The organism is Microbacterium kyungheense, from assembly GCF_006783905.1.
GTDB classification, from domain to species: domain Bacteria; phylum Actinomycetota; class Actinomycetes; order Actinomycetales; family Microbacteriaceae; genus Microbacterium; species Microbacterium kyungheense.
This window is the reverse complement of sequence record NZ_VFPE01000001.1, coordinates 16082-41291: the sequence shown is the minus strand read 5'-3', so window position 1 is coordinate 41291 and position 25210 is coordinate 16082. Positions and strand designations below refer to the sequence as shown.

Below are 25210 nucleotides of genomic sequence, written 5' to 3'. Positions count from 1 at the left end.
TCGAGCGCACTCTGTGCGCTTCATCTGACAGGAGCACAGGATGGTCATCAACTCTGCCGGGTCGATCGCGACGAGCGTGCGGTCCACGACGCCGAAAGCGCCGAATCTCTACACCGAGCTGTCACAGACGGTGACCGGGAGCGGCCTCATGCGCCGCCGCTACGGGTACTACTGGACCAAGCTCATCGCAGCGCCGATCGTCATCGCGAGCGCGCTCGCCGTCTTCGTGCTCCTCGGCGACACCTGGTGGCAGCTGGTCACCGGTGCCGTCCTCGCCGTCCTGCTCACTCAGGTCGCCATGCTCGGGCACGACGCCGCGCATCGCCAGATCTTCCGGTCCGGACGATGGAACGACTGGACCAGCCTCGTCCTGGGCAATCTCCTCGTGGGCATGAGCTACGGCTGGTGGCAGCACAAGCACACGCGGCATCATGCCAATCCCAACAAGATCGGCAGCGACCCCGACATCGAACTCCCGGTCATCGCGTTCACGCCCGAGCAGGCGGACCGCCGGCGTGCGAGTCGAAGCGGGCCGTTGCGCTGGCTGATCGCTCATCAGGGGGTGCTGTTCTTCCCGATCCTGCTCCTCGAAGGGCTCTCGTTGCACGCGTCGAGCGTGCGGCGCGTGTTCGCGCGCGACCAGCTGCGACACCGTCCGATCGAGATCGCCTTCCTGACTGTGCGGATCGTCGGGTTCGTCGTGCTCGTCTTCCTGGTGCTGTCCCCCGGGATCGCATTCGCCTTCCTCGGCGTCCAGCTCGGGCTGTTCGGCGTCTATATGGGAATGGCGTTCGCACCGAACCACAAGGGGATGCCACTCGTCCCCGCCGACGTGAAGGTCGACTTCCTCCACCGCCAGGTGCTGATGAGCCGCAACATCCGTGGCAGTCGCCTGCTCGACACGGCCATGGGAGGACTCAACTACCAGATCGAGCATCACCTGTTCCCCTCGATGCCTCGACCGCATCTACGTCAGGCGTCGGGGATGATCCGCGCCTTCTGCGAGGAACACGGTGTGCCCTACACGGAGAAGGGCCTCTGGCAGTCCTACGGAATCGTCGTCCGCTACATCAACAGAGTCGGGCTCGGCGAGCGCGATCCGTTCGAGTGCCCGTTGCTCCAGCAGCGGCAAGCCGTCTAGCTGTACCCGGCAGTCAGGTTGGTGACACCCTGCTGAGTGGGGTGCCGCCGATGGCTGAGTGGTATCGCTGAGTGTTGTACTGCTCGATCCAGGGCGCAAGGGCGGCCGCGCGTTGGTCGTTCGAGGTGAAGACCTGCCGGTAGGCCCATTCGGTCTGCAGGGTGCGGTTGAGTCGTTCGACCTTGCCGTTCTGCCACGGACAGTGCGGGCGGATGAGGACATGTTTGGCGCCCAGCGAGGTGAGCACATCGCGGACGTCGGTGGAGAGCCGGTAGCTGAAGTGGTTGTCGGTCATCACCCGCTCGATGCGAGCGATGCCGTGGTCGCGGAAGTAGGCGGCGGCCCGTGCGAGGAACGCGGCGCAGGTGGCGCCCTTCTCGTCCGGGTGGATCTCGGAGTACGCCAGTCGGGAGTGATCGTCGACGAGCGAGTGGACGTAGTCGAACCCGATCCGCGCTTTCTTGTGCGCGGCGGTGTCGCCGGCTGATCTGCCGTGCGCCCGCCAACCGCCGCCGTCGGGGATGCGGCCCAGCTTCTTCACGTCCATGTGGACCAGCTCGCCCGCTCGGGCGCGTTCGTAGCGGACGGCGGTGGTCTTCGACGCCCGGATGACGGCCCCGGTCAGCGGGTCGCACTCGACCAGACGTGGCACGTGATGTCGGCGCAAGATCGCGGTGACAGTGCGTGCGGGGACACCGGTCACCATGGCGAGGCGGTCGGGGCCTTGCCGCAGCTGACGGCGCACCGCGACCACCCGCAGTTCTACCTCCAGTGGTGTTCGTCGCGGCATGGAATGCGGACGCGAGGAGCGGTCGCTGAGACCGGCGACACCCTCAGCCCGGAACCGGTTGACCCAGCGGTGCGCGCATTGACGCGACACTCCGAGCTCTTTGGCGACGTGAGCGACTGGGCGATGCTGCATCAGCACCCGCTCGACGAGCAGAACTCTGCCCCGGACATTGAGCCGGGCATTAGCGTGAGACACGAGACCTCCTGGCAGCGAAGAACTAGACAGCTCCACTAAGCCAGGAGGTCTCCTCACCCCACAAGAACGTCACCAACGTCCCAGCCGGGTACATCTAGCTGCTCGCCCGGCCATCGAGGAGTCAGAGTGACAGTCGCCCGTCGATGACGTCGCGCGCGACGACGCCGATGCGCGTCTGTGTGGAGCGGGCGTGGCTCCGGATCCGTGCGAACGCCTCATCCATGTCGATGTCCCGCATTTGGGCGAGGTATCCCTTGGCCTGCTCGATCACGACCCTGCTGTCGAGCGCGCGCTGCAGCTGAGCCTGTGCGAGCTCGGATTCCTCGACCAAACGCTGCTGCAGAATGCTGATGGTGGCGATATCGGCCAATGCCTGCGCGGCCGCGGCATCGGCCGCGTTCAGCGCGCCGGCCTCATCGCGGAACAGATTCAGCGATCCCAGCGTCGAGTCGCGCAGCCGCAGCGGGATCGCATGGATCGACGAGAACCCGGAAGCGCGCGCATCGGTGGCGAATGCGGGCCAACGATGGGCGATCTGATCGATGTCGTCGACCGAGACGACCTCTCCCCCCGTCGCCGCCTCGACGCAGGGCCCCGCGCCGACGCGCAACTGCATCAGCTCGACGAGTTCGCTCCGCTCGCTCGTGGAGGCGATCACTTCCAGCCGGTTGGACGGGCTGAGCAGCAGGATGCCGGCAGCCGACGCGTCGAACAGCGAGATGCAGTCGTCGACGAGCCGCTGGAGTACGTCGACGATGTCGAAGTCGTCGACGAGGCAGTCCGCCAGAGTGACGAAGGTTCCCAGCAGCTGATGCTCGCGGGTGAGCGCCGTCATGCCGTCATCCTAAGCCTTGGGATCACAGTCTCAGGTCGAGCCGGCGTGCGATGACGTCCGCCGCGACGTCGCGCACCGGACGCCCCGCCGCGAACGCGTGGCCGCGGAGGAGCAGGAGGGCGTCGTCCACGCCGATGCTGTTCCGTGCTGCGACCATTCCGGTCGCCTGGTGAACCTCACGACGGGAGTACGGTTCCTCCTGCGCACCGTCGTCCGGCGCATCGAGACGGTTCAGCGCCCTCCTCAGGAGAGTGCTCGAGACGATGGCCGCCAGACGGCTCATCCGTTCGATGTCAGCATCGGACAACTCGCGGGCGGTCATCGAGTAGAGGGCGATCGAGCCGATGCCGAGCGTGCTGACATACAGCGGGAACGCGAAGAGCGCTCCCACATCGAGCTCTCGCAGGGCGGCCCATGTGCCGGGCCACAACGCCCCGCCATCGACCTGCAGGTCGGACGCCGTGACAGGAAGCCTCGTGCGCAGAGCTTCCCAGGACGGCCCCTCGCCGAGGTCGATCTGGATCTCGTCGATCCGTGCGCCGAGCTTCGTGCTGGCACACACCGTCTCTGAGCCCATCGGCGAGCCGAGTGTCGACACCACCGCGCCGGGCATCGAGACAGCAGCGCACAACGGCGAGCACAGATCGCCGTCGCTTGCGGCGGTGAGCGTGGCCACAGCGATCTCGAGGGCATCACCCGGCTGGTCGTCGGGACTCGTGGACATCGCTTGCGCCACCGTTCATATCAGAATGACCAGGCGCGGGGTCTCGGTGCCCTGCTCATGAGCGTACACGCGCCATCGGCGCGACGGGCGGAGCTCTGTCTTCGGTCGGGCAAGGAGCGTACGGTGAGGAACATGTGGACAGTCCTTCTCATCCTGCTGGTTGCCTGGGTCGTGCTGTCGATCGTCGGTTTCGTCTTCGACGGCCTGATGTGGCTGGGAATCATCGGAATCGTGCTCTTCGTCGGCACCCTCATCTTCGGGATCCTCCGCCGGCGCGCCCGGCGCCCCAAGCCCTGATCGAGCAGGATCACGACGCCGTCGACGGCGGGGCCACGACGCGGACGTGCAGCGCACCCGGTGCGACGCTGATGCGCGCACGGACGACGTGCCCGAAAGGGTCACCGTCCAGCTCCACCGCGTGAGGGGTTTCGAAGCGCACCTCGAACTGCCTGCCCTGGACGTAGCCGAGCGCGTGAAGCTCCGGCGACCGTGAGAGCCATCGCCGGGTGAACGGGGAGCGGCGAGCAGCGCTCTGGAGCGTCAGCCTCGTTCCGATCTGCGCCCAGCCGAACGGACCCGCCGGCCGCATGATGACCACATCCAGGAGTCCGTCGTCGATGACCGCGGCCGGGATCAGCAGCATGTTGCCCGTGAGGGTTCCGCAGTTGCCCACGATGACGGTGTGCGCGCGGGTGGATCTGCTGCGTCCGCCGTCGATGCGGTACGTCAGGTGGAAGAGCCGATTCGCGACGATCGATCGTGCGATCGGCGTGACGTACGCGAACCACCCGAGGCGCTTCTTCGCGACCGCGCTGGTCTCCTGCGCCATCTGGGCGTCGAGTCCGATGCCCGCCATCACCATGAACACGTGCGCTTGCCGGACGCCATCCTCGTCCTCGACCTCCGCGACACCGACATCGACCGTGCGATCGGCCCCGGTGAAGGCAGCCGAGACGCTGGCGGGAATGTCGTTGAGGGGTGTGCCGAGGTCGCGGGCGAGCAGGTTCCCCGTGCCGGAGGGGACCAGCGCAATCGGGATGCCCGTGTCGCGCAACTCCGCGGCTGCGGTGCGGACGGTGCCGTCTCCGCCGGCGACGATCACGACTGCCGGGTCGCCCGCGGCAGCCTGCGCCGCGGCAGCTCGGCCGGCATCGTCGCTCGCGGTTTCGTACCACCGTGTCGGCTTCCACGCCAGCTGACGCTCGTGCTCGGCAACCGCCGTGCGGATGCGTTCGAGCGGCGCCTTCGTCGGGTTGTAGACGACCGCCGCGTGCGGTCGCCCGTCGTCCGTCTGCTCCGGCCCACTCATCCGCGATCGTGGGGGCGCGCCGGGCACGCGTGCCGTGATCAGCGGCTGTGCCCGCCCTCGGTTCGCCAACTGTCGATCTGCTCGCGATCTGTCGGGGTCTCTCGCGCCCCCGCCGACGTGGATACCTGAAATGTGACGGACTCCGCGAGCGCCGCCACGGCAGCGGCGCGGGCCTGCTCTGTCTCCGCCGCATCGTGGATCTTGACTGCCGCGGCATCCTGTCGAGCTCGAACCGCCGCGCTGATCTCCGCCAGGCGATCCGCCAGTACCTCCGCAAGCCCGTCCCGGAGTTCCTCCAGGTTCGTGTTCGCTATCTCCAGCCGACGGTCCGAGACCGTCACCTCGACGGTCGGGTAGCCCGCCCTCGCGAGTCGATCCCGGGTCTCGGTGCCCAGGATCTCGGTCACCTCGTCGCGTTCAGGGCGACGGGTGAATACCGCCTCCACCGTGTAACGCTCCGGGGCGTGGTCTGTCAGCAGCGCAGCAGGCAACGAACCCACCAGCACTGATCCCAGGCCCAGCGCAGCGACATCGATGCCGCTCGTTCGTGTCTGTGTCTCCATAATCGAACGGTACGCCTCCTAGATGTGTAGCTCTCAGGTTCGTGAACAGTCGACTATCGGCGGAGCCCGCGACACGTCGTGTCAGAGATGTGAGATTCGATCGCGTTCAGCCAGGTATCCAGTGCCCGCATCCAGGCGTCAGGGGTGGGCATTGTGGGAGTCATCGTCTTTCCCCATCAAGATCTGATCGGAACCGACCAGGTGGGGACGAGCAGTCGGCGGTAGGAGCGTGGCCTCTGATAGCGTCCGAATCGAACGTCCTAGGCGAGGAGATCGAGAAATGGCCGAGAAGCCGAACATCATCTTGTTCATGTCCGACGATGTGGGCTGGGGGGATCTGGGTTGCTACGGCGGCGGTGAGAACCGTGGTGCGCCGACGCCGAATCTGGACCGCCTCGCAGCGGAGGGCCTGCAGTTCCTGTCGTTCTACGGGCAGCCCAGCTGCACGCCCGGGCGCGCCGCGGCGTTGACCGGGCGTCTCCCGATCCGCAGCGGTATGACCACGGTCGCGTTCCCGGGCCAGGGCGGCGGCCTGCCGGCTGCCGAGTGGACGCTGGCCAGCGTGTTGAAGAAGGCGCAGTACGACACCTGCCAGATCGGCAAGTGGCACCTCGGAGAAGCCGACTATGCGATGCCGACCGCGCACGGTTTCGACGAGATGTACAACACCACGCTTTACCACCTGAACGCGTACACCTACACCGACAAGGCATACAACCCCGACTTCCCGTTCGACGACCCGGCCACGATGAAGATGTGGGGCAATGTCATCGGCGCGCTCGAGGGCAAGGCCGGCGAGAAGCCGCACGAGGTGGAGAAGGTCGACTCGTCGAACATCCCGCTCATCGACGAGAAGTCCACGGACATCGCGCTCGACTACATCGAGAACCACGCAGGCGGCGAGAACCCGTTCTTCCTGTACCTGAACACCGCGAAGCTGCACCAGCCGAACCTGCCGCACCCGGAGTTCGAGGGCGCCTCCATGGCCAAGTCGAAGTACCTCGACTCCCTCGTCGAGCTCGACCACCGTGTCGGTCAGGTCGTCGACAAGGTGCGCGAGCTCGGCATCGCCGAGAACACCCTCATCATCTGGACCACCGACAACGGCGCCTGGCAGGATGTGTACCCCGACTGCGGGTACACCCCGTATCGCGGCACCAAGGGCACCGACTACGAAGGCGGCAGCCGCGTCCCCGCGATCGCCTGGTGGCCAGGAACGATCGAGGCCGGGCGTCGCAACTCCGACATCGTCGGGTCCCTGGACCTGATGGCCACGTTCGCGAGCATCGCGGGTGTGGAACTGCCGACCGAGGACCGCGATGGTGAGCCGACGATCTTCGACAGCTATGACCAGACCGCGCTGCTGAAGGGTGAGGGACCCTCGACCCGGGACCACTGGTTCTATATGACCGAGACGGAGCTCGTCCCCGGCGCCGTCCGACTCGGCAAGTGGAAGGCGGTCTGGAACGTCCGCGACGGCTGGCGAGGCCCCGCGTCATATACGGCGATCGTCCCGGAGCTGTTCGACCTGTGGCAGGACCCGCAGGAGCGGTACGACATCTTCATGAACAGCTTCGCCGAGAAGACCTGGCAGCTGCCGCAGATGGCGGAACGGCTGCTCGGCGTGCTCCCCACCTACAAGCAGTACCCGAACCGGCCCATCCAGTCAGCCGGAATCAGCTACGCCATGTTCGAGATCGACGACGCACAGGTGCAAGAGCAGATCGCGAAGATGCTCCACGGACTCTCCTCCGCCGGATAACCAGACATGCTCTCGACCAACACGGCAACGGGATCGGTCAGCGTGCATGGCCGGACTGGTCAGCTGCCTTGCCATGTGGCTGCAGCGACGAGGACCACTTGGACCATGGCCTGGGGGTTGAAGTTGGGCGGCGCTTGGCTGGGCGGGCGAAGAGCGCGCGATGCTCGTACGCCCCGCCCGCCTGAAATGCCCGATACGGTCCCCCATGTCGACGCGAAGCCCTACCGTGGGACGCCACTCTGCATCCACCGTCGCTGGTCGAGTAGGCGCGAGTCCCGGCGAGGATGTTCGATACGCCTCCCGACGCGGAGCGCGTGAAACGACGAACAGCCCGTGGAAATCTCCGTCTCGGTCACCCTCGTTCGTTCCCAAATGTGGGCAAACTGTGGGCACGAGGCTCGCCTCAGGCAAAGCAGAAGCCCCGCGATCCCAGTGTTTACAAAGGATCGCGGGGCTTCTCAACTGGCGGTGACGGTGGGATTTGAACCCATACGAGGTGACATTTCGTTGGTGTGCGCGACCGGGTCTGGGTTGGTTTTCCGCAGGTTTCGAGATTTCATCGATGTGCTCGATGGGTCGAGATGCGTTTGAGTTTTACTCACGCGTTTACTCACGGGCGGTCGCAGTGCTTGCCAATCGAGTCGCTTGAATTCGCATTTGACGTCCGTTCATTCGGACACCTCACCGGGCGGGTCTACCGGGACTCTCGCAGTCAGCGACCAACGAGCAGCTTCGCTCCATCAGCCGCGACGCCGTGGCCGACCGGCTTGCGGTCCCTTTGGGTGCTATTCGATCACGATCTCGACGGGCATGTTGCCCTGGGTCGCGTTCGAATAGGGGCAGACCTGATGCGTTGCGTCGACCAACGCTCGAGCAGTCTCATCTGCGATGTGCTCGGGCAACTCGACCCGAAGGACAGTTGCCAGCGCGAAGCCCGAGCCACTTGCCCTCGGAACCAGACTCACTTCCGCTGTGACTGCGACGTCGCCGGCGTCGATCGCCATGCGCTTCGCCACTATCCCGAGCGACGTCGAGAAGCAGGCTGCGTACCCCGCAGCGAACAGCTGTTCTGGATTCGTCCCCTCACCAGTACCGCCCATCTCGTTCGGCATGGCGAGGATGACGTCGAGACGGCCGTCCGATGTGACGGCACGGCCGTCCCGTCCCGAAGACGTGGCCACGGCGGTGTAAATCGCGTTCATGGGAAAGCTCCTCAAGCTATAACGGCAGCAACTTAGTTGTACACAACTAAAATGTGTGCTGTCAAATTAGCGTAGGATGCTCCCATGGGAGTCTTGCCCGATGATCTAGCCTGCTTTGCGGTCCATGTGGCTGCGCGAGAGCTCGACAACGCCTACCGGCCCGCGCTGCGCGAGTTGGGGCTCACCTACCCGCAGTACATGACCATGCTCGTGTTGTGGGACCGCGATCCACAGACGGTCAAAGAACTCGGCGCCGCGCTGCGCTTCGACTCCGGCACGCTGTCACCGCTGCTCAAGCGCCTCGAGGCGGCCGGTTTCGTGACGCGCGAGCGCAGTACCACCGATGAGCGATCCGTGCTGGTGCGGTTGACCACACGAGGTCGCAAGCTTGAGGAACGGGGGAAGGATCTCGTGGCAAAGGTCTTCAGCACGTTCCACTACGGCGATCGCGATGCCGAGCATCTGCATGAAGAGATGCGCAAGCTCGTCGCTGCCCTTGATGAACGCGCCGCGGAGTTTGGGCGCGGAGCGCGAGGATGATGAGGTTGTCGTCGCTCGAGGAGAGCGGGGCGGCCGAGCCGTTTCCAGTCCGTTCGGATGCCGGACGAACGTTCCACCACGTGGACGCGAGGTAGAGGCCCGACGTCACGAAGCGCGGGCGGGTGCCGCGCAGTGCGTATCGGGCAGCGAATGCAGCTCGTTCTCGTTCGACAACAGCCGGGCCCGGGTGCCATTCCACGTCCAGCGCGCTGGTGAGGTCGGCAATGCCGGGATCCGGAGCGCCTCGGTGAGGCTTCTTGTCTGAGCAGGTTTTTCGAGTGGTGTCGGATTCGCGCGAAGTCGTTCGTTGACTTCATGAATGGCCCCAACGTGGGTGCCGAAGTCATGGAGAACCAAACCAATGAAACTTACGACGATCACGCAGCTCACTCTTGACGGAGTCACTCAGGGTAACGGCGGCCCAACTGTTGAAGACCTCGAGGGGGGATTCGAACGCGGCGGATGGGCGAGGGGAGCGGGTGACGACACGACCCGCGACCACATTGCCGCGACGTTCCAGCGCGCCGACGCGTTCCTCTTCGGCCGCCGAACATACGACATCCTCCACGAATTCTGGGGCACCCTCGAGGACCTGAAACGGCATCCGATCGGGGTGGCCTTGAATTCGAAGCCGAAGTACGTGGCATCCGGGACGCTGACGGAACCGGAATGGGCGAACACAGCGGTCCTCGGTGACGATCTCTTCGCCGCCGTCACGGAACTGAAAGCCAGGGGCGACGGCGAGCTCCAAGTACACGGAAGCAGTCGTCTCATCCAGTGGCTCCTCGAGAAAGACCTCGTCGACGAAATGGAGCTCATCATCATTCCCGTGGTTCTCGGGCAGGGCGCCCGCCTTTTCGCAGACTCTGGTCGAGATATCGCGATGAACCTGGTCGACTCGCGTTCCGATTCAAAGGGAGTGATGATTCAGACCTATCGGCCCGCTGGCCGCCCCAACTACGCGGCCTTCTGATGCCGTCCGTTCGAGGTGTGAGGTGTGAACCTCATCCGCGTCCGGGACTGCAGGATCGTCGAGGCGCGGCTACGCGAAGAACTCCGGAGATGCGGGCTGTGAAGTCGGACGGCACACAACTCTCGCTGCGGATCGCGGATCGCGGATCGTCCGGTGTCGAATATGCCTGAGAGGCTGTAGACATGGCGGTCTGTGAATCCATCGGAACCCCAAGAACAGTCCACCGCCGGTGCCCGACACCCGTTCCGCGGCCTGGATGCCCGCGGCGGTGTAGGTGCGGATCCCCGTCTTCACCCCGCCCTTGTCGCGCAACACGGTCACCCAGGGACAACGACCCGCCTCAGTCTCAGCGCGGTCCCGTCCACGGCAAGAGTCGCTGGTTGCTGACAGCCAAGCCTCTGAATGTCACGTTAGCCGTCGGGGCCAGAGACAATCGCTTCCGACCGCAGATCCGTGAACGGTCGAGCTTGCAAACGTAGAGTTCGACCGCGCGCCACAGGGGGCTCGATGGATGACTTCTTGTTGTTCCCGCTGTCGATTCACCGCCATTTCCATGCTGATCTTGTGAGCGCTAGTCCGCTCTCCAGAAGTCCTGCGTCGCACGTGGGCCATCCGGGTCCCCCACTACCACTCGAAGAAACTGCCCTCGCAGAGGCGTGCGCATCACGAACATGTGCAACTCATACTCGGTGCCTGCCTCGTCCGCGATCACCACCTTCAGCTGTCCACGATCGAGAGTCCAGCTACCCGTCCCCTCGATACCAGTTCCAAGGACTCGTGCTGGATCCGCGCGTTGATCGAGCACGGTTAGCCCCGAGGCAGCGGCCGTGCCGTCCGTTTCAATTGCGATTGTCCCAGGAGCTTCGGAACTTGAGCTGGCCCAGGTCCCCGATACCTGCATGGCAGAGGCGCCCTCATCGACCAACTGCGCGGACGCCACGACCACGAGCAAAATCGCGACGACCGTGACAGTGATGATTGACAGTGTGAGAGCGGTCCGGCGAACATGACGCGTGCTCATGGAACTGGGATCCTTTCCGTCCATGTCACTGTCTGCGTGATCTTGTCGTACCCACCCATCGTCGCATTGACCCACCACATCGTGGGGCAATTCCTCAACCGCCACCAGCCCCACGCCACTCAAGGTCGAAGTCCTCCGTATCGATGGTCTCCAGCGTGAACTGAGGGTCCTCAGCGATTTCCGCAGGGCTCGGCATCGGGGTCTCCGACAACATTGTGTCGCCTGTGCTCCCCTCGGGACCCGCATACTGGGACCGCCCGTCACGGAACTTCTCGACCTTCCGAATCTCCCATCCGTCCTCGATTTCACTGAATAGGAACACAGGCTCATCGTCGAACTCGTGATGCCACACAACCTTCAAATAGCTGATCATCAGTTCGCACCGAACCCCACGATTCGGCCCGTAAGGTCAAGCGGCGCTTCACCAGGAATCACGAAGACGTTGGTTCGCCCTTGGACAACATTGAGACCATCCACGTTGATCTCCACGTAAATTGTGAACCGCCGCCCCTGGAACGGCTGGCTATTGAAACAGCGTGACAATTGCGCGCATGACCTCGTTCCTGGAGAGATGCATGCTCTCGACCGCTATTTCAAGTCCGCTAGGGCGCGCTTTGCTTCATTGCGCACCCATCCACGCGAATCGTTCAGCATTCTCTCAAGACCCGGTCGGGCGGCGGCCGTTCTGATCTTGCGAAGTGCTCTGACTGCATGCCCGCTCACCTCTGGGTCGTCGAGTAGCTCAATCAGGATCTCGGCCGCTTCTACGCGCCGTGATCTTCCAAGTCCCAAGACCACCATCTCGCGGCTGCGTCCGTATGCTGGGTTGCGGGCTATTCGAACGAGATCATCGAACTCGTCATCGTTCCAGGTCACGTCAAGCGCATTACCGATTGCCCACCGCAGGCCCAGGCCCGTCTCGTCGTCAACTTCCTTGAACATCCTGATTAGAGGGGGAGTCGCTTCCGGAGATGCCCAGGGCACCGTCAGAGCACGTACCACCTCCATCTGTGTCTTCTTGTCCGTGGCCCCCGACAGAGCACCGACGAGGATTGGCACTACCTTGCGATATCGAACACCTGAATGCCGCAAGTCTGCCAAGGAGTCGACTTCGTAGCCGACATCGCGCAACTGAGCGAGTATCGGTCCCTCGCCCGGCGCCGGCGAAGGGCTGGCGTGGGTCACGGCAATCTCCTAATCAGATTGCTCACGCCTTGGTCGACCGCGGCCTGAAGGGGCTCGGAGAGAACGGTTGACTCTCGCACATACATGTTGACTGGGACTGTCCCCTCGCGCACCCGACCCCGGAACAGCGCGGCCTGAGCTGTCGAAGAGCCGCGAGATCCGGGGAGCCGGCCCCTTCTACCGGCTACCAATCGAATTTCATCTGTCCTGCGCGATACTCCCTCAGCGTCATCTCCGCATCGAGCGAGTACGGGCCGCGCGGCTCGACGAGTCCTTCGAGGGCGACGATCGCGTCTTTGCAGTCCCAGGCCAGGCAATCACTCGCTGACTTATACCGGATCGCTCGATTTTCGCTGGTCAACAGCTTCTCAAGTTCGCGTCTTCCGTTGCCGCTGCGTCGTAGCTCAACCGCGAGTGCATGGATCCTATCGAACAAGCGATTCGCCTTCGTCGAGTTCGACTCGGCGCCCCAGGTTGCAACCAAGTCCGCGTATCGTTCGGCCAACTCCCTCGCCTCGATCATCGAATTGCTCCTACCAGGATGTCTTCGAGCACACGCAACCCGAACTCGTGCTGGACGCCATAAGGCTGTCCCGTTAACCAGTCGCGCACAGTTCCTCCGTTCGTCCAGTCGAACTTCCGCGAGTAGTAGTTTGCCTTGATCTGGTTGACCTGAGCCGGAACCGGTTTCATATTGACCGGGTTGTGGATCATCTGCGGTGCGAATCCGCTGCGTGCGATCTGAGACTGTTCCACCACGTGGTCGTACACGTTCCCTGGGCCGGGCGAGCCGAGGGCACGCTTTGCTGCTCCGAACGATCCGTAACCCTGCGCCACATTTGGCTGGACTGCCTCGATGGCACCTGCAGCTGCGGACGACGCTGCTCCAGCTTTCGGCGAAAGAGCAGCGATCCCCTTGCTGACTGCGCTGGCTGCTGGTGCGAGGGCTGCTCCCGCTATCCCGCCTGCCGCACCCCCAGCTGCTCCGTTGAGTTGAGCGAGGAATGCGCCCTCAGCGGTCTTGGGCCCATCGGAAAGTTGGTACGTCACGGCGGCTGCGGTGGCACCGACTGTTGCCATAGCGACCGCACCGATCGCGAGGCCTACCGCGGCGCAGATCCCCGCAGTTGCAACCACACAGGCACCGATGGCGACCGTCGCTGCGACAGCAGCCACGCCAACAGCGATGGTGCCGATCGCTTTCCACGTGTCGGCGCCCCACGTCGTAGGGTTCCACCACTGTGGTTGCTGCTTCGGCTGCGCCTTCGGGGCGGAACCACCACCACCGCTGCCTGCCGCGGGGGGTTTCACCGTGCCGGTCTTCGTGGTCGCTTTCGGCGCATACTTGCCGTCATCGATCATCATCCGGTTGCTGAGCAGTCCGGTGGGGTCGGAGTACGACAGGGGTGAGTGGTAGGCGTACGTGTACGCGTTCGCATGCCGCGGCTCACCGGTGTCCAGCAGCGGGTCCACCGACACGAACTTCCCCAGCCCGGCGTCGTACGCCCGCGCCCCCAACTGGGTGAGCCCGGTCGATGAGGCGGGCGCGTTCAGGTACCCGAACAACGATGACCACGCCGTGGCGGTGCCGCGGGTGTTGCCGAACGGGTCCATGAACCGGCGGGTCACCGCGCCGGTGGCGACGTTGATCTCCAACCCGACCGTGCCCACCGGGTCCGGTGACAACCAGAACAACCCGCCCCCGGTGCCCGAGACCCGTTCAGCGACCTGGATGCCGGCAGCCGTGTAGGTGCGGATCCCGGTCTTCACCCCGCCCTTGTCGCGCAGCACGGTGTCCCCCAGGAACAACGATGCGCCATCAGCGCCACCCCACCGCAGCAGCAGCGTCCCGTCCGCGGTATACAACGACTTCTCCGTCACCGAGCCCGCCACCACGGTGGCCAGCCGGCCCGCCTCGTCGTAGGTGAGGGTCTGCCCGTCCCGCGCCGTCATCCCCCCAGCCGCGTCATACCCGTACGACGCGACGGTCGGGCTCCCGGTCCCGGTGGTGCGGGTCACCGACGACACCCCATGCGGACGCGGCCCCCCGGCCGCCGGGTACCCGTACGACGACACGGTAGCCACCTGCCCCGACCACGTCGTCGCCGATGTCCGGTTGCCGGTGTCCGGGTCCACCGTGAACGCCCCCCGGTAAGACGCCGCACCACCGAGGGTCGCGGTCGGCCCTGTGCTGCAGTCGCCGCTGGACGGGGTCCATGCATCGGTCAAGGCCTGCAACCCGTCGTACCGGAAGCACTGCGTGTCCGACGGCTGCCCGTCCGAGGTGGTCGCGACCTTCGTGATGATCCCGGCCGCGTTGCGCGTGTACTTCCGCAGTGCCTCCTGCGTGAACGTCGTTCCGCCGCGTCGGGTGGTCTCGTCCAGGCTGGCGAGCTGTCGGGTGCCGGCGTCGTACCCGAACGTCAACGCCGACCAGGTCGTCCCAGGGCGGACGATCTGGCCCAGTTCGCTGGCCGCCGTGTACACGATCCCTGACGCATACCCGGCTGCGCCGGACAGGCCGGTCTGACGCCCGAACCCGTCATAGGACGGATACAGTTCCTCGCCCGGCAGTCCGGCGGCCGCGGGCACGACGGTGGCGGCGACGCTGCCGTCCGCGTTGTAGTAGGTGCTCGTGGTGTACGTGGTGCCGGCGAACGCGGGCGCTCCGGTCGGGATCGACACGGTCGACCCGGTGGGACGGTAGGCGTTGTCGTAGCCCGTGATCCTGGTCTTGTACTCGAGCCCGCCCGAGAACCGGGACGATGAGGTGAGCTGCCCCTTCGTCAGTGAGTCGTATGCCCAGGATGCCAGCACGGTACCGGTGGTGCCGCCGGAGCGTTCGGTGGTACGGCGCCCGAGGGCATCGTAGGTGTACCCGAGCGTGATGCCCCGGGCGTCGGTGGTGGTCTGCAGCCAGCCGAGGTCGTCGTATGTGTACGTCTTCGCGCCGGCGTCGGGATCGGCCGTGGCGGTCTGCCGGCCGCGCTGGTCGAACGTCCATGTCCAGGCGTTGCCGTCGTCATCGGTCATGCCGGTCATCTGCCCACGTCCGTTGTACTGGTACTGCAGCGAGACCTGCTCAACGCCGGCCCCGTCGATGGCGCCCATCCACTCGGTCTTCCTCGTCACCTGCCCCCACGCGTCGGTGAAGGTGGAGGTCGGGATGCCGCCGGAGGGAGGTGTCACATCCACCCGGTCGTCACCCTGGTACACCGTCGACGTGCGACGGATCTCGGCGCCGAAGGAGCGCAGCAGCTTCGCGGTCTCGCGACCGGCGCCGTCGAACAGCGACTCGGATCGGGTTTCGATCTGGCTGAGCGCGGCCGGCACGAACAAGGTCGTGCCGGGCGTGACGGCGGGCGCGAAGTAGGCCTGGTTACGCCGGATACGGCACCTGGACGAACACACCGACCACTGTCACCAGCATCGCGTGCGCCGGTGACGGCATCGTCTGATCGGCGCAGTCGCCGAGCCGAATCGCTCTACACGGCGTCCTCATCACAATGATGGCAAGCCACGGACGCAGCGAACTCTCACGCCGAGTGTTCGAGCTTGCCAGCGCCCGGCGCGATTCGCCCTCCTGAAGGTGGGTGAAATCCCCACCGTAGATCCAAGCCCCACCGCCGGCTCATGCCGTGTAACACCGCGGGACTCAAGGGACTGAGTGAGGGCCGGCCGCGGCGATGTCCGCCAGAACGTGAAGAAAGTGTGAACAAACCTGTTCCCATGTTGTTCACACCGCGCAGACCCCGAGAACCGCGAAAACACGGGTGAGTCCGGGCCATCAGATCGGCCCGGACTCACCCGATTGTTCACACCCACGATCCCAGACGATAAAAAACAGCCTTTGATCAGGGATTTCTGGCGGTGACGGTGGGATTTGAACCCACGGTAGGGGGTTACCCTACACAACTTTTCGAGAGTTGCACCTTCGGCCGCTCGGACACGTCACCGCCGACAAGCTTACGTCACGAAAGCGGATGCCGCGAATCGGCGCCGGGGGCCGGCATCCACTGCGGAATCACCCGAGCTCGAGCGCCTCGTGGATCACGTCGACCACGCGTGACGGCTCGTCGATGCCGACGGCGAAGACGTAATTCGCGGTGAAGCCGATGTCGGCCAGCGACGCCGACAGCGCGGCCAGCGACGACGCCGTCGTCTCGGGTGTCATGGGCACCATCGCGGTCTTCTCGATCGTGTCGTAGTCGCGGCCGACGTCGTCGCAGTGCGCGCGGAGCACGTCGAGCTTGTGGGTGGGCAGTTCATCGCGGACGCCGAGGTTGCAGGCGTCGGCGTACTGGGCGACCAGGCGCAGCGTCTTCTTCTCGCCGCCGCCGCCGATGAGCAGGTACGGGTGCGGGCGGCTGATGGCCTGCGGCGAGTTGAGCGTGCGCTCGAGCTGCCAGATCGCTCCCTCGTACGGCTCTTCGGAGTCAGACCACATCTGCAGGCAGATCTGAAGGGTCTCCTCCAGCTCGCGGAACCGCTGCGCGACCGGCGGGAAGGGGAAGCCGAGACCGCGGCACTCCTCCTCGTTCCACGCGGCGCCGATGCCGAGACCCATGCGCCCGCCCGACAGCACGTCGAGCGTCGTCACCTGCTTGGCCAGCAGCGATGGGTGGCGGTAGATCACGCCCGACACCAGCGTGTGCAGCAGCACGTGCTCGGTGTGCGCCGCGATGAAGCCGAGCGTCGCGTACGCCTCGAGCATCTCGTGCTCGACCGGACCGAGGCCGGGCAGCTGCCAGAAGTGGTCCATGACCGTGATGCGACCGATGCCCGCGGCCTCGGCGTTGCGCACGTGCGCGGCGAGCGCGGGGCCGAGGTCGTGGGCGCCGCTGCGCCACGTGAAGTCCGCGATGTGAAGCCCGTAGTCCATCTGCACCGTCCTCCCGGAGCGGCTGGGCCCGCTCCCGGGGTCAGGCTAGCCCTCGGGCACCGATCGGTCGAGCGCCGGCATCCCTCCCTGTCCTTGTGTCGCCGGGCGGGTCTAGCGTGGGGCAGGTGACTGAGGACGCACCCACCGCCGCGACGACGGGCCGCATGGCGACGACGCAGCGCTACGTGCTGTGGATCGCGGTGCTGGGGTCGTTCGTGGCGTTCCTCGACGGCACCATCGTCAACGTCGCGCTTCCGGCCATCAGCGAAGACCTCGGCGGCGGCCTCACGACGCAGCAGTGGGTCGTCGACGCGTACCTCATCACCCTCGGGGCCCTGATCCTCGTCGCCGGTTCGGTGAGCGACGCCTACGGGCGCGTGCTGGTCCTGCGCATCGGACTCATCGGGTTCGGCATCGCGTCGATCGCGATCGCGGCGTCGCAGACCTCCGAGTTCCTCATCGTCGCGCGCGCCGTGCAGGGTGCGGCCGGCGCATTCCTCGTGCCGAGCTCGCTCGCCCTCATCACGTCCAACTTCACCGGCGCTGCGCAGAGCCGCGCCATCGGCATCTGGACGGCGATGACGACGTCGGCGATGATCGTCGGCCCGCTGATCGGCGGCCTGCTCGTGGACCTGGTGTCGTGGCGGCTGGCGTTCCTCATCAACGTGCTGCCCATCGGGGTGACGCTGATCCTCCTCGCGCGTGGCGGGTTCCACGACGTGCGGCATCCCGGCGCGTCCATCGACTGGTTGGGCGCGACGCTGTGCACGCTCGGGCTCGGCGGCATGGTCTACGCGCTGATCGAGCAGCCGAACTCGGGCTGGGCCGCGCCGAACATCTGGATCCCGCTCGTCGTCGGCGCCGTGCTGTTCGTCGCGTTCGTCCTGCGGCAGCGCTACGTGCGCAGCCCGATCCTTCCCCTCGACCTGTTCCGCGTGCGCAACTTCTGGACCGGCAACGTCGCGACGGCCTTCATCTACGGCGCGCTCGCGCTGAACGGGCTGGTCGTCGTCGTGTACCTCCAAGAGGGAGCGGGGCTGCCGGCGACCCTCGCGGGCCTGGCCAGCGTGCCGATGACCATCATCATGATCTTCCTCAGCTCGCGCGCCGGGGCGTGGAGCGGCAGGTGGGGTCCGCGGTTCTTCATGACGGTCGGCCCCATCACGATGGGGATCGGCGCGCTGCTGCTGCTCACGACGACCGCCGAGTTCTCGTACTGGTGGCAGGTGCTGCCCAGCATGATCGTGATGGGCGTCGGCCTCGCGCTCACCGTCGCACCGCTCACCTCTGCGATCCTCGGGGCGATCGAGCCGGAGCGCTCGGGCATCGCGTCCGCCGTCAACAACGCCGTCGCCCGCGTCGCCGGCCTCGTCACCGTAGCAATGCTGGCGGCCATCGTCGGCGGCTCGCTCGACCTCGACGGATTCCACCGGGCCGCCATCGTGACGGCCGCGCTCATGATCGCAGGCGGCATCACCTCGTTCCTCGGCATCCGCAATCCCCCGCGCGACGCCGTCGATCAGCCCCCGACCTGACGTGTGGATGCCGCCACCCCGCCGCTCGGCACGCCTGTCGCCGCAGCGCGCCGGGATGCGGCATCCGCGCTCCGCCCGATAGTCACGGCCGCCCGCGCTGGCCTCGCCGCCGCCTGCCCTGCAAGACTGGCCGCATGGCTGTCATCGAGAACTCGAAGGTCACCGTCGTCGGAGCCGGAAGCGTCGGAGCGAGCACCGCATACGCGGCGCTGATCCGCGGATCGGCCCGGCACGTCGCGCTCTACGACATCGCGTCGCAGAAGGTCGAGGCCGAGGTGCTCGACCTCGCCCACGGCACACAGTTCACCGGGTCGAGCGACATCATCGGCGGCAGCGACCTGTCGGTGGTCGAGGGCTCTCACGTCGTCGTGATCACCGCGGGCGCGAAGCAGGACCCGGGCCAGACCCGCATCGAGCTCGCCGGCGTCAACGCCCGCATCATGAATTCGATGATGCCGCAGCTGCTAGAAGCCGCCCCGAACGCCATCTACGTCATCGTCACCAACCCGTGCGACGTGCTCACGGTGCTCGCTCAGGAGCAGACCGGCCTGCCGCCCGAGCGCATCTTCGCCTCGGGCACCGTGCTCGACACGTCGCGCCTGCGCTGGAAGCTCGCTGAGCGTGCCGGGGTCTCGACCTCGAGCGTGCACGCGTACATCGTCGGCGAGCACGGCGACACCGAGTTCCCGCTGTGGTCGAAGGCGACGATCGGCACGGTGCCGATCCTCGAGTGGGTGACGCCCCGCGGCGACCGCATGACCACGGACGAGCTCGACCAGATCGCCATCGACGTGCGTGACGCCGCCTACAAGGTGATCCAGGGCAAGGGCGCGACCAACTACGCCATCGGCCTGTCGAGCGCGCGGATCATCGAGGCGATCCTCAATGACGAGCGCGCGGTCATGCCGGTCTCTCCCGTGCTGCACGACTTCCACGGGGTCGACGGCGTCGCACTGTCCGTTCCGTCGGTGGTGAGCGCCGCAGGAGCCGTGCCGATCCGAGAGACGCAGTTCGACGCGCGCGAGCTCGAGCTGTTCCACCGGTCGGCCGACGCGCTGCGCGAGGTCGCCGACTCGCTGCGATGACCTCGTGGAGGTTGCCGGCGGTCCGGCATCCTCCACCACCGGCGTCGCGCCCCTGCCGTGTCGGAAGCCGGACGTACGCTGAACCCATGGCCGCACCCCGACGTCCCACGCAGACCGCGCCCTACCGGTGCACGGAGTGCGGGTGGACGACGCACAAGTGGGTCGGCCGGTGCGGCGAGTGCCAGCAGTGGGGCACCGTGGTCGAAGCCGCCGAGCAGACCGGCATCCTGCGGTCGGTGACGCCGGTGGCTCCCGGCGCCGCGCGGACGGCTCGGCCCATCACCCACATCGACACGTCCGACGTTCCTCGCCGCACGAGCGGGGTGGGCGAGTTCGACCGGGTGCTCGGCGGCGGCATCGTTCCCGGCGCGGCCATGCTGCTGTCGGGCGAGCCGGGCGTCGGCAAGTCGACCCTGCTGCTGGAGGTCGCGGCGCAGTCGGCGCGCGCGGGGCGACGCGTGCTCTACGCGAGCGCCGAAGAGTCCACGGCGCAGGTCCGCCTGCGCGCCGAGCGCACCGGCGCGCTCCACGACGAGCTGTACCTCGCGAGCGAGACCGACCTCGCGACGATCCTCGGGCATGTGGACGAGGTCGCCCCCGAGCTGCTGATCGTCGACTCCGTGCAGACGGTGTCATCGGCGCTGTCCGAGGGGATGGCCGGGCATCCGTCGCAGGTGCGCGAGGTCGCCGCGACGCTGATCCGGGTCGCCAAAGAGCGCGCGATCCCGACGATCATCGTGGGCCATGTCACGAAGGACGGGTCGATCGCAGGCCCCCGCATCCTGGAGCACCTCGTCGACGTGGTCTGCCAGTTCGAGGGCGACCGCCAGACGTCGCTGCGCTTCGTGCGTGCCCTCAAGAACCGCTTCGGCCCCACCGACGAGGTCGGCTGCTTCGACATGACCGGCGCCGGCATCGCCGAGGTCCCCGACCCGAGCGCGCTGTTCCTCGGGCACGGCGCGACCGAGCCCGGCACGTGCGTCTCGATCGCCCTCGAAGGCCGGCGCGCCCTGCCCGTCGAAGTGCAGGCGCTCGTCATCGACAGCAAGTCGCCCAACCCGCGGCGCATCGTCAACGGCGTCGACGCGGCTCGCGTGGCCACCGTGCTGGCGGTGCTCGAGAAGCGCGTCGACGTGAAGACGTCCGACAAGGACGTGTACGTCTCGACGGTGGGCGGCGTGCGGTTCACCGAGCCCGCGGCCGACCTCGCCATCGCCCTCGCGGTGGCCGGCGCGGTCAACAACCTCACGATCCCGCGTCATATCGCCGCGGTCGGCGAGCTGAGCCTGGCGGGCGAGATCCGCCCGGTGACCCAGTCTGCGCAGCGCCGCACCGAGGCTGCCCGTCTCGGCTACCGCGACCTCATCGACAACCGCTCCGGTCGCCTCCTGGGCGCGCTCAACGATGTCCGCGCGCGAACGAAAGGCCGCCCCGGCGACGACATCCCCGAGTTCTGAGCAGGGCTACGGGCGGTACAGGTCTCGTCGATCGGCCACGATCCGCAGCTGGTCGCCGTCGTCGGCGACCTCGAAGATCTCTGCACGCACGACCGGCGTGTTCATGCCGCGGTGGAGGATCAGGTAGCTCGTGCCGTCGAATCCGTCGAACACCATGCCGTGGCCAGCGTTGCCCTCGACCAGGATCCCGTTCTGCACCCAGGGACCGAACAGCGAACCGCTCGGCGACGTCGCCGAGGTCTCGATGTACTCGTCATGGCCGTCGGGATGCCGCCGATACGAGGCCCACAGCATCGTCAGCGCACCGCTCGACAGCCTCCGCAGCTGACACCCGTCCGAGATGTACGGGGCGAGCGCGCCCGCCGACGGCGTCCACTCCCGCAGCCATGACCCCTCCGACGCGCGGAAGAGATGCATCGGGTCTCCGACGGCCGTGTCGAGATCAGGCGAGAGCTGAATCGCCTCGAACGTGCCGTCGATGGTCTGCACCCACTCATGCGCGTAGACCATGAACGGCGTGCCCTGCTCGTCGACGAACAGGGTGCCGTCGAGGGTCATGAACTCGGGAGGCGGGATGGCCCGGTCGGGGCGCACCAGTTCGAACGGGCCGTCCAGCGCGTCGGCGACGGCGATCACCGTCCCGCGGGCCGTGGGCCGGCGCCCGGGAGCACCGTCGGCTGCCCGCACCTCGAACACCGTCGACCCGCGCTGTGGCCACGGCAGCTCGGTCGCCGGCTGGTGCAGCGTCGTGAAGAGGTAGTAGCGCCCGCGGTACTCGTGCACTTCCGGAGCCCAGGGCGCGGCATCCGGATCCGCCCAGCTGTCGGAGGGAACCCGGAACACCACGTTCGGCCCCGACCAGTCCCGCAGATTCCCGCTGGTGTACGAGACGACACCCGTCCCTGGGATCGGGCCCCGCCGGCCGTCGAACGCGGTGAACAGGTGATACCGGCCGGTGCTCGCGTCGGCGACGACGAACGGGTCGTGCACCGGGATCTGGTCGAGCGTCTGCGTGGGGGCGGGGGTCACGGGTCCTCCAGGACGGATGGGTCAGCGGCCGCGCGGGCGGCGGCGCCGCTCCGGGTCGATGAAGCCGAGCGCGATCGGGATCACGAGTCCGGCTGCGCACACCATGCCCACCAGGAGGTATTCCACCCCGTGAGCATGCCGAATCGCCGGGCCGGCGCGACGCACCCCGGCCGGAGTGTCGTGGATGCCGCGATCAGGCGTCGAGCGCCGCGATGATGTCGACGGGCGCCGCCTGCAGGGGGTGCGGCCCCGCGATGTCGAAGAACACCGTCGTGATGCTGTCCTTGTGCGTCTCGAGGAAGGCACGCAGCCATCCCGGCGATTGCAGGGCGACGGCGGGCGGCAGCGCCGCGGGCTTGTGCGCGGCGTCGCTGAAGAGCAGCAGTGCGAGATCGCCGGTGTTCGGGTCGCGGTAGGTCCAGACCTCGCCGACGTCGAGCGGGTTGTCGCGCTGCCCGGGCTTCATGAGCGGCACGACGGTCGGACCGTGGCGCAGCGCGAAGGCGACCGCCGCCATGTCCTGCGTCTGCAGCGCGTCGACCAGCTGCGTGTTGCGGAACTCGAGCGGTTCCTTCGCCTTCTTCACGCGCTTCTTGCCTGCCACCACACCAGCCTAACGACGGGTCACGAGAGGAACCCGCGCAGCAGCGCCTCCGATCCCGCGAGGTGCTCGAGGATCACGGCCACGGCGGCGTCGGGCCGCCCCGCGAGGATCGCGGTGACGATGCGTTCGTGCTGCGCGTTCGAGTGCTCGATGTTGCGGCGCAGCAGCGGGAAGGTGTTGAGCCACTCGTTGACGCGGGCCCGGTTCTCTGCGGCGAGCGCGACGAGCGACGGGATGCCGGCGGCCTCGGCGATGGCCAGGTGCAGCTGCGTGTCGAGTCGGCGGTAGTCGGACTCGGTGGCCGCCGCGACGGCTTCGTACCGCGCCCAGAGCTCGTCGCGGGCGGCGGCGTCCAGCGTGCGGGCGGCAGCGGCACGGGCGGCACCGGCTTCGAGCACACGGCGCATGCCGAGCACGTCCTCCAGTTCTTCGGCCGTGACCTGGCGCGGGTTCTCCGGCTGCGGAAGCGGGTCGGCGACGAACGTGCCGCCGTAACGGCCGCGGCGCCGCACCAGGTACCCGGCGTCCGCCAGCTCGCGGATCGCCTCGCGGACCGTGTCGCGGCTCACCGCGTACATCGCGGCGAGGTCGCGCTCCGAAGGGAGCGACTCGCCCGGTGGGACCACACCGAGGCGCACGGTCTGCACGAGCCGTGCGGTGGTGTCTTCGAGGGCGTTGCCTTCCCGCACCGGCCGATAGACGGCGCGCCGCACCTCGGCCAGGGGCGCGTCGGTCATGACCGCAGGGCGGATTCCAGAGAGAAGGCGGATGCCGCGGCCACGAGCCCCTCGAACAGCCGGCGATCGTCGCCGTTCTCTTCGGGGTGCCACTGCACGCCCACGACGTAGTCGTCGCTGTCGGACTCGAACGCCTGGACCAGCCCCTCTTCGCTGCGGGCGGAGGCGACGAGCCCCGCCCCCAGCCGGTCGATGCCCTGGTGGTGGTAGCTGTGCACGTCGAGTTCTCCCGCGCCGATGAGCTCCGCGAGCCGCGATCGTTCGTCGACGACGACCTCGTTGATGGCGTATTCGCCGCCGCCGATGCAGTACCGCTCGGTGCCGAGCTCGTCGGGCAGGTGCTGGTGAAGTGTGCCGCCGCGCGCGACGTTGACGAGCTGCAGTCCGCGGCAGATGGCGAGGACGGGCATCCGGCGGCGTTCAGCGGCACGGAAGAGCGTCAGTTCCCACTCGTCGCGGTCGGGTCGTGCCGGGTCGGTGAGCGGGTGCCGGTCGGCGCCGTACAGCTCGGGGTCCACGTCGAGCCCGCCGGTGAGCAGCAGCCCGTCGAGGCGATCGAGCACGGCGTCGACCACGTCGTCTGCGGCCGGCTGCGGTGGCAGCAGCACGGGGATGCCGCCCGCCGCCGTCACCGAGGTCATGTACGGCTCGGGCAGGAACGCCGCCCGTTCGTGCCAGACGTCCTGCGTCACCACCTCAAGGTAGGTCGTCAGGCCGATCACCGGCTTTCTCATGGAACCCAAATCCCACCGTCCCCACAAAAGTTCTGCCTCAAAGGTAGACACAGCGTACCAATAGGGATGACAATCGTCGAAAGCACGCACGACCGGTTGTTCGGCCAACACCCGGTGCGGGGAGCGGGGCGGTCCGGGGGGACGCCCCGCTCCGCGGTTTCTCGGAGCGGGCAGCGCGGACGCAGGCTCAGTAGAGCAGGAACTGCTTCGGCTGGGTCGACGGGATGCCGCCGATCTCGACCGACAGGTTGTACGAGGCCCCGCCGCCGGGGGCGCGGGGGCGGGTGGCGTCGGCGCACGTGCCGACGGCGGAGCGCGTGCGGTCCCACGCCAGCGGCGAGGCGCTCGACACGGTCTGCCCTGCCGCGATCGTCACGATCATGTCGCTGGGTTCGCTCTGGCAGTCCGTGGAGCGCCACCACACGTCGTCACCGCTCGTGACCGTGAAGGACTGGCCGCTCGTGCCGACGTTGAGCGTGCAGTCGGGGCCGTTGTTGGTGAGGGTGATGGTGAACTGCGGGGCCTGGTCGCCCGAGTACGTGTCTGCCGACGTGACGGCCTCGACCGCGATGTCTCCGGCCACGCACGGCAGCGCGGTCGGCGTGGCGCCGGGCGTCGGCGATGCGGCACCGTCCGTCGCTCCGGGGGTGGCCCCCGCGTCGCCGGCGGCATCCGTGGCGCCCGACGAGGGAACCGGCAGCGAGTCCGTCTGGTTCTGCTTCGACGTGGACGTGTCGTCCTTCGCGGTCGGTTCGCCTGCGGCCCCCGCCCACGGCTGCGCGATCAGGAGCCACACGACGCCCGCGATCACGAGCAGCGCGATGAGCAGCACGACGCGCCGGCGACGGTAGACCGCCGGGGAGTGGCGACGTCGCGCGGTGGTGCCGGTCATGCTGACAGGCTAGAC

At 67.1% G+C, this 25210-nt stretch carries 26 protein-coding genes and 1 tRNA gene; 8 read left to right on the top strand and 19 right to left on the bottom strand.

Going from position 1 to position 25210, the window contains the following annotated elements; all coding sequences use genetic code 11:
• Positions 1 to 40: 40 nt before the first annotated feature.
• A complete protein-coding gene (locus FB391_RS00220) occupies positions 41 to 1141 on the top strand; it encodes a fatty acid desaturase family protein (RefSeq protein WP_141892305.1) in 1101 nt (366 codons plus the stop codon).
• A 13-nt stretch (positions 1142 to 1154) separates the two neighbouring features.
• Here FB391_RS00220 and FB391_RS00215 read toward each other — a convergent pair whose 3' ends face one another.
• The 3 genes from FB391_RS00215 to FB391_RS00205 form a co-directional block, all read right to left on the bottom strand.
• Positions 1155 to 2126 carry an IS481 family transposase gene (locus FB391_RS00215; RefSeq protein WP_141892304.1) on the bottom strand — a complete coding sequence of 324 codons (972 nt, stop codon included), beginning with the start codon at positions 2124 to 2126 and terminating at the stop codon, positions 1155 to 1157.
• A 121-nt stretch (positions 2127 to 2247) separates the two neighbouring features.
• Entirely contained in the window at positions 2248 to 2961 is a 714-nt protein-coding gene (locus FB391_RS00210) for a GAF and ANTAR domain-containing protein (RefSeq protein ID WP_141892303.1), read from the bottom strand.
• A gap of 22 nt (positions 2962 to 2983) precedes the next feature.
• Entirely contained in the window at positions 2984 to 3685 is a 702-nt protein-coding gene (locus FB391_RS00205; protein ID WP_141892302.1) for a GAF and ANTAR domain-containing protein, read from the bottom strand.
• A 132-nt stretch (positions 3686 to 3817) separates the two neighbouring features.
• On the opposite strand from FB391_RS00205, the gene FB391_RS19545 reads away from it, so the two are divergent.
• A complete protein-coding gene (locus FB391_RS19545; protein ID WP_185842863.1) occupies positions 3818 to 3982 on the top strand; it encodes a hypothetical protein in 165 nt (54 codons plus the stop codon).
• Positions 3983 to 3992: 10 nt separating this feature from the next.
• Here the strand turns inward: FB391_RS19545 and FB391_RS00200 are convergent, their stop codons facing one another.
• Together FB391_RS00200 and FB391_RS00195 are read right to left on the bottom strand one after the other, a co-directional pair.
• Complete coding sequence (locus FB391_RS00200) at positions 3993 to 4994, bottom strand: diacylglycerol/lipid kinase family protein (RefSeq protein ID WP_141892301.1); 1002 nt, start codon at positions 4992 to 4994, stop codon at positions 3993 to 3995.
• Positions 4995 to 5032: 38 nt separating this feature from the next.
• On the bottom strand, positions 5033 to 5557 hold the full coding sequence (locus tag FB391_RS00195) for a hypothetical protein (RefSeq protein ID WP_141892300.1): 525 nt from the start codon (positions 5555 to 5557) through the stop codon (positions 5033 to 5035).
• Positions 5558 to 5837: 280 nt separating this feature from the next.
• Here FB391_RS00195 and FB391_RS00190 point away from each other — a divergent pair, with 280 nt between their 5' ends.
• Positions 5838 to 7319 carry an arylsulfatase gene (locus FB391_RS00190; RefSeq protein WP_141892299.1) on the top strand — a complete coding sequence of 494 codons (1482 nt, stop codon included), beginning with the start codon at positions 5838 to 5840 and terminating at the stop codon, positions 7317 to 7319.
• Between the two features lie 785 nt (positions 7320 to 8104).
• On the opposite strand, the gene FB391_RS00185 is transcribed toward FB391_RS00190, so the two are convergent.
• The gene (locus tag FB391_RS00185; protein ID WP_141892298.1) at positions 8105 to 8521 is read right to left on the bottom strand and encodes an organic hydroperoxide resistance protein; all 417 of its coding nucleotides are present in this window, start codon (positions 8519 to 8521) and stop codon (positions 8105 to 8107) included.
• 84 nt (positions 8522 to 8605) lie between these two features.
• Between FB391_RS00185 and FB391_RS00180 the strand changes: the two genes are divergently transcribed.
• The gene (locus FB391_RS00180; protein WP_141892297.1) at positions 8606 to 9061 is read left to right on the top strand and encodes a MarR family winged helix-turn-helix transcriptional regulator; all 456 of its coding nucleotides are present in this window, start codon (positions 8606 to 8608) and stop codon (positions 9059 to 9061) included.
• A gap of 105 nt (positions 9062 to 9166) precedes the next feature.
• On the opposite strand, the gene FB391_RS00175 is transcribed toward FB391_RS00180, so the two are convergent.
• Positions 9167 to 9442, bottom strand: a complete 276-nt coding sequence (locus FB391_RS00175; RefSeq protein WP_141892296.1) for a hypothetical protein — start codon at positions 9440 to 9442, stop codon at positions 9167 to 9169.
• Here FB391_RS00175 and FB391_RS00170 point away from each other — a divergent pair.
• Positions 9423 to 10034 (top strand): dihydrofolate reductase family protein, encoded by a 612-nt coding sequence (locus FB391_RS00170; protein ID WP_141892295.1) that lies wholly within the window; start codon positions 9423 to 9425, stop codon positions 10032 to 10034. The genes FB391_RS00175 and FB391_RS00170 overlap by 20 nt on opposite strands.
• Positions 10035 to 11149: 1115 nt before the next feature.
• Here FB391_RS00170 and FB391_RS00165 read toward each other — a convergent pair.
• The 7 genes from FB391_RS00165 to FB391_RS00135 form a co-directional block, all read right to left on the bottom strand.
• Complete coding sequence (locus FB391_RS00165; RefSeq protein ID WP_141892294.1) at positions 11150 to 11428, bottom strand: DUF6881 domain-containing protein; 279 nt, start codon at positions 11426 to 11428, stop codon at positions 11150 to 11152.
• Positions 11428 to 11628 carry an HYD1 signature containing ADP-ribosyltransferase family protein gene (locus tag FB391_RS20170; protein WP_141893585.1) on the bottom strand — a complete coding sequence of 67 codons (201 nt, stop codon included), beginning with the start codon at positions 11626 to 11628 and terminating at the stop codon, positions 11428 to 11430. Before FB391_RS20170 ends, FB391_RS00165 begins: the two co-directional genes overlap by 1 nt.
• 15 nt (positions 11629 to 11643) lie before the next feature.
• Positions 11644 to 12240 carry a HEAT repeat domain-containing protein gene (locus tag FB391_RS00155; protein WP_141892293.1) on the bottom strand — a complete coding sequence of 199 codons (597 nt, stop codon included), beginning with the start codon at positions 12238 to 12240 and terminating at the stop codon, positions 11644 to 11646.
• 184 nt (positions 12241 to 12424) lie between these two features.
• Entirely contained in the window at positions 12425 to 12763 is a 339-nt protein-coding gene (locus tag FB391_RS00150) for a DUF2019 domain-containing protein (RefSeq protein ID WP_141892292.1), read from the bottom strand.
• Entirely contained in the window at positions 12760 to 15573 is a 2814-nt protein-coding gene (locus FB391_RS00145; RefSeq protein ID WP_141892291.1) for an RHS repeat-associated core domain-containing protein, read from the bottom strand. The genes FB391_RS00150 and FB391_RS00145 overlap by 4 nt, the downstream gene beginning before the upstream one ends.
• Before the next feature lie 532 nt (positions 15574 to 16105).
• A tRNA-Ser gene (locus tag FB391_RS00140) sits at positions 16106 to 16196 on the bottom strand.
• A 68-nt stretch (positions 16197 to 16264) separates the two neighbouring features.
• A complete protein-coding gene (locus tag FB391_RS00135) occupies positions 16265 to 17122 on the bottom strand; it encodes an LLM class F420-dependent oxidoreductase (protein ID WP_141892290.1) in 858 nt (285 codons plus the stop codon).
• A gap of 164 nt (positions 17123 to 17286) precedes the next feature.
• Here FB391_RS00135 and FB391_RS00130 point away from each other — a divergent pair, with 164 nt between their 5' ends.
• From FB391_RS00130 to radA, 3 genes are all read left to right on the top strand, one after another.
• A complete protein-coding gene (locus tag FB391_RS00130; RefSeq protein WP_141893584.1) occupies positions 17287 to 18657 on the top strand; it encodes an MFS transporter in 1371 nt (456 codons plus the stop codon).
• Positions 18658 to 18791: 134 nt separating this feature from the next.
• Positions 18792 to 19742 carry an L-lactate dehydrogenase gene (locus FB391_RS00125; protein WP_141892289.1) on the top strand — a complete coding sequence of 317 codons (951 nt, stop codon included), beginning with the start codon at positions 18792 to 18794 and terminating at the stop codon, positions 19740 to 19742.
• Positions 19743 to 19828: 86 nt separating this feature from the next.
• Positions 19829 to 21199, top strand: a complete 1371-nt coding sequence (gene radA, locus FB391_RS00120; protein ID WP_141892288.1) for a DNA repair protein RadA — start codon at positions 19829 to 19831, stop codon at positions 21197 to 21199.
• Positions 21200 to 21205: 6 nt separating this feature from the next.
• Here radA and FB391_RS00115 read toward each other — a convergent pair whose 3' ends face one another.
• The 5 genes from FB391_RS00115 to FB391_RS00095 all read right to left on the bottom strand — a co-directional run bounded on the left by FB391_RS00115 (position 21206) and on the right by FB391_RS00095 (position 25195).
• Entirely contained in the window at positions 21206 to 22228 is a 1023-nt protein-coding gene (locus FB391_RS00115) for a glycoside hydrolase family 43 protein (RefSeq protein WP_141892287.1), read from the bottom strand.
• A gap of 193 nt (positions 22229 to 22421) precedes the next feature.
• Positions 22422 to 22832, bottom strand: coding sequence for a dehydrogenase (locus FB391_RS00110; RefSeq protein WP_141892286.1), 411 nt, complete (start codon positions 22830 to 22832; stop codon positions 22422 to 22424).
• Positions 22833 to 22852: 20 nt separating this feature from the next.
• Positions 22853 to 23569, bottom strand: a complete 717-nt coding sequence (locus FB391_RS00105) for a FadR/GntR family transcriptional regulator (RefSeq protein WP_141892285.1) — start codon at positions 23567 to 23569, stop codon at positions 22853 to 22855.
• Entirely contained in the window at positions 23566 to 24303 is a 738-nt protein-coding gene (locus FB391_RS00100; RefSeq protein ID WP_141892284.1) for a gamma-glutamyl-gamma-aminobutyrate hydrolase family protein, read from the bottom strand. The genes FB391_RS00105 and FB391_RS00100 overlap by 4 nt, the downstream gene beginning before the upstream one ends.
• A 187-nt stretch (positions 24304 to 24490) precedes the next feature.
• On the bottom strand, positions 24491 to 25195 hold the full coding sequence (locus tag FB391_RS00095; RefSeq protein ID WP_185842861.1) for a hypothetical protein: 705 nt from the start codon (positions 25193 to 25195) through the stop codon (positions 24491 to 24493).
• Positions 25196 to 25210 lie beyond the last annotated feature (15 nt).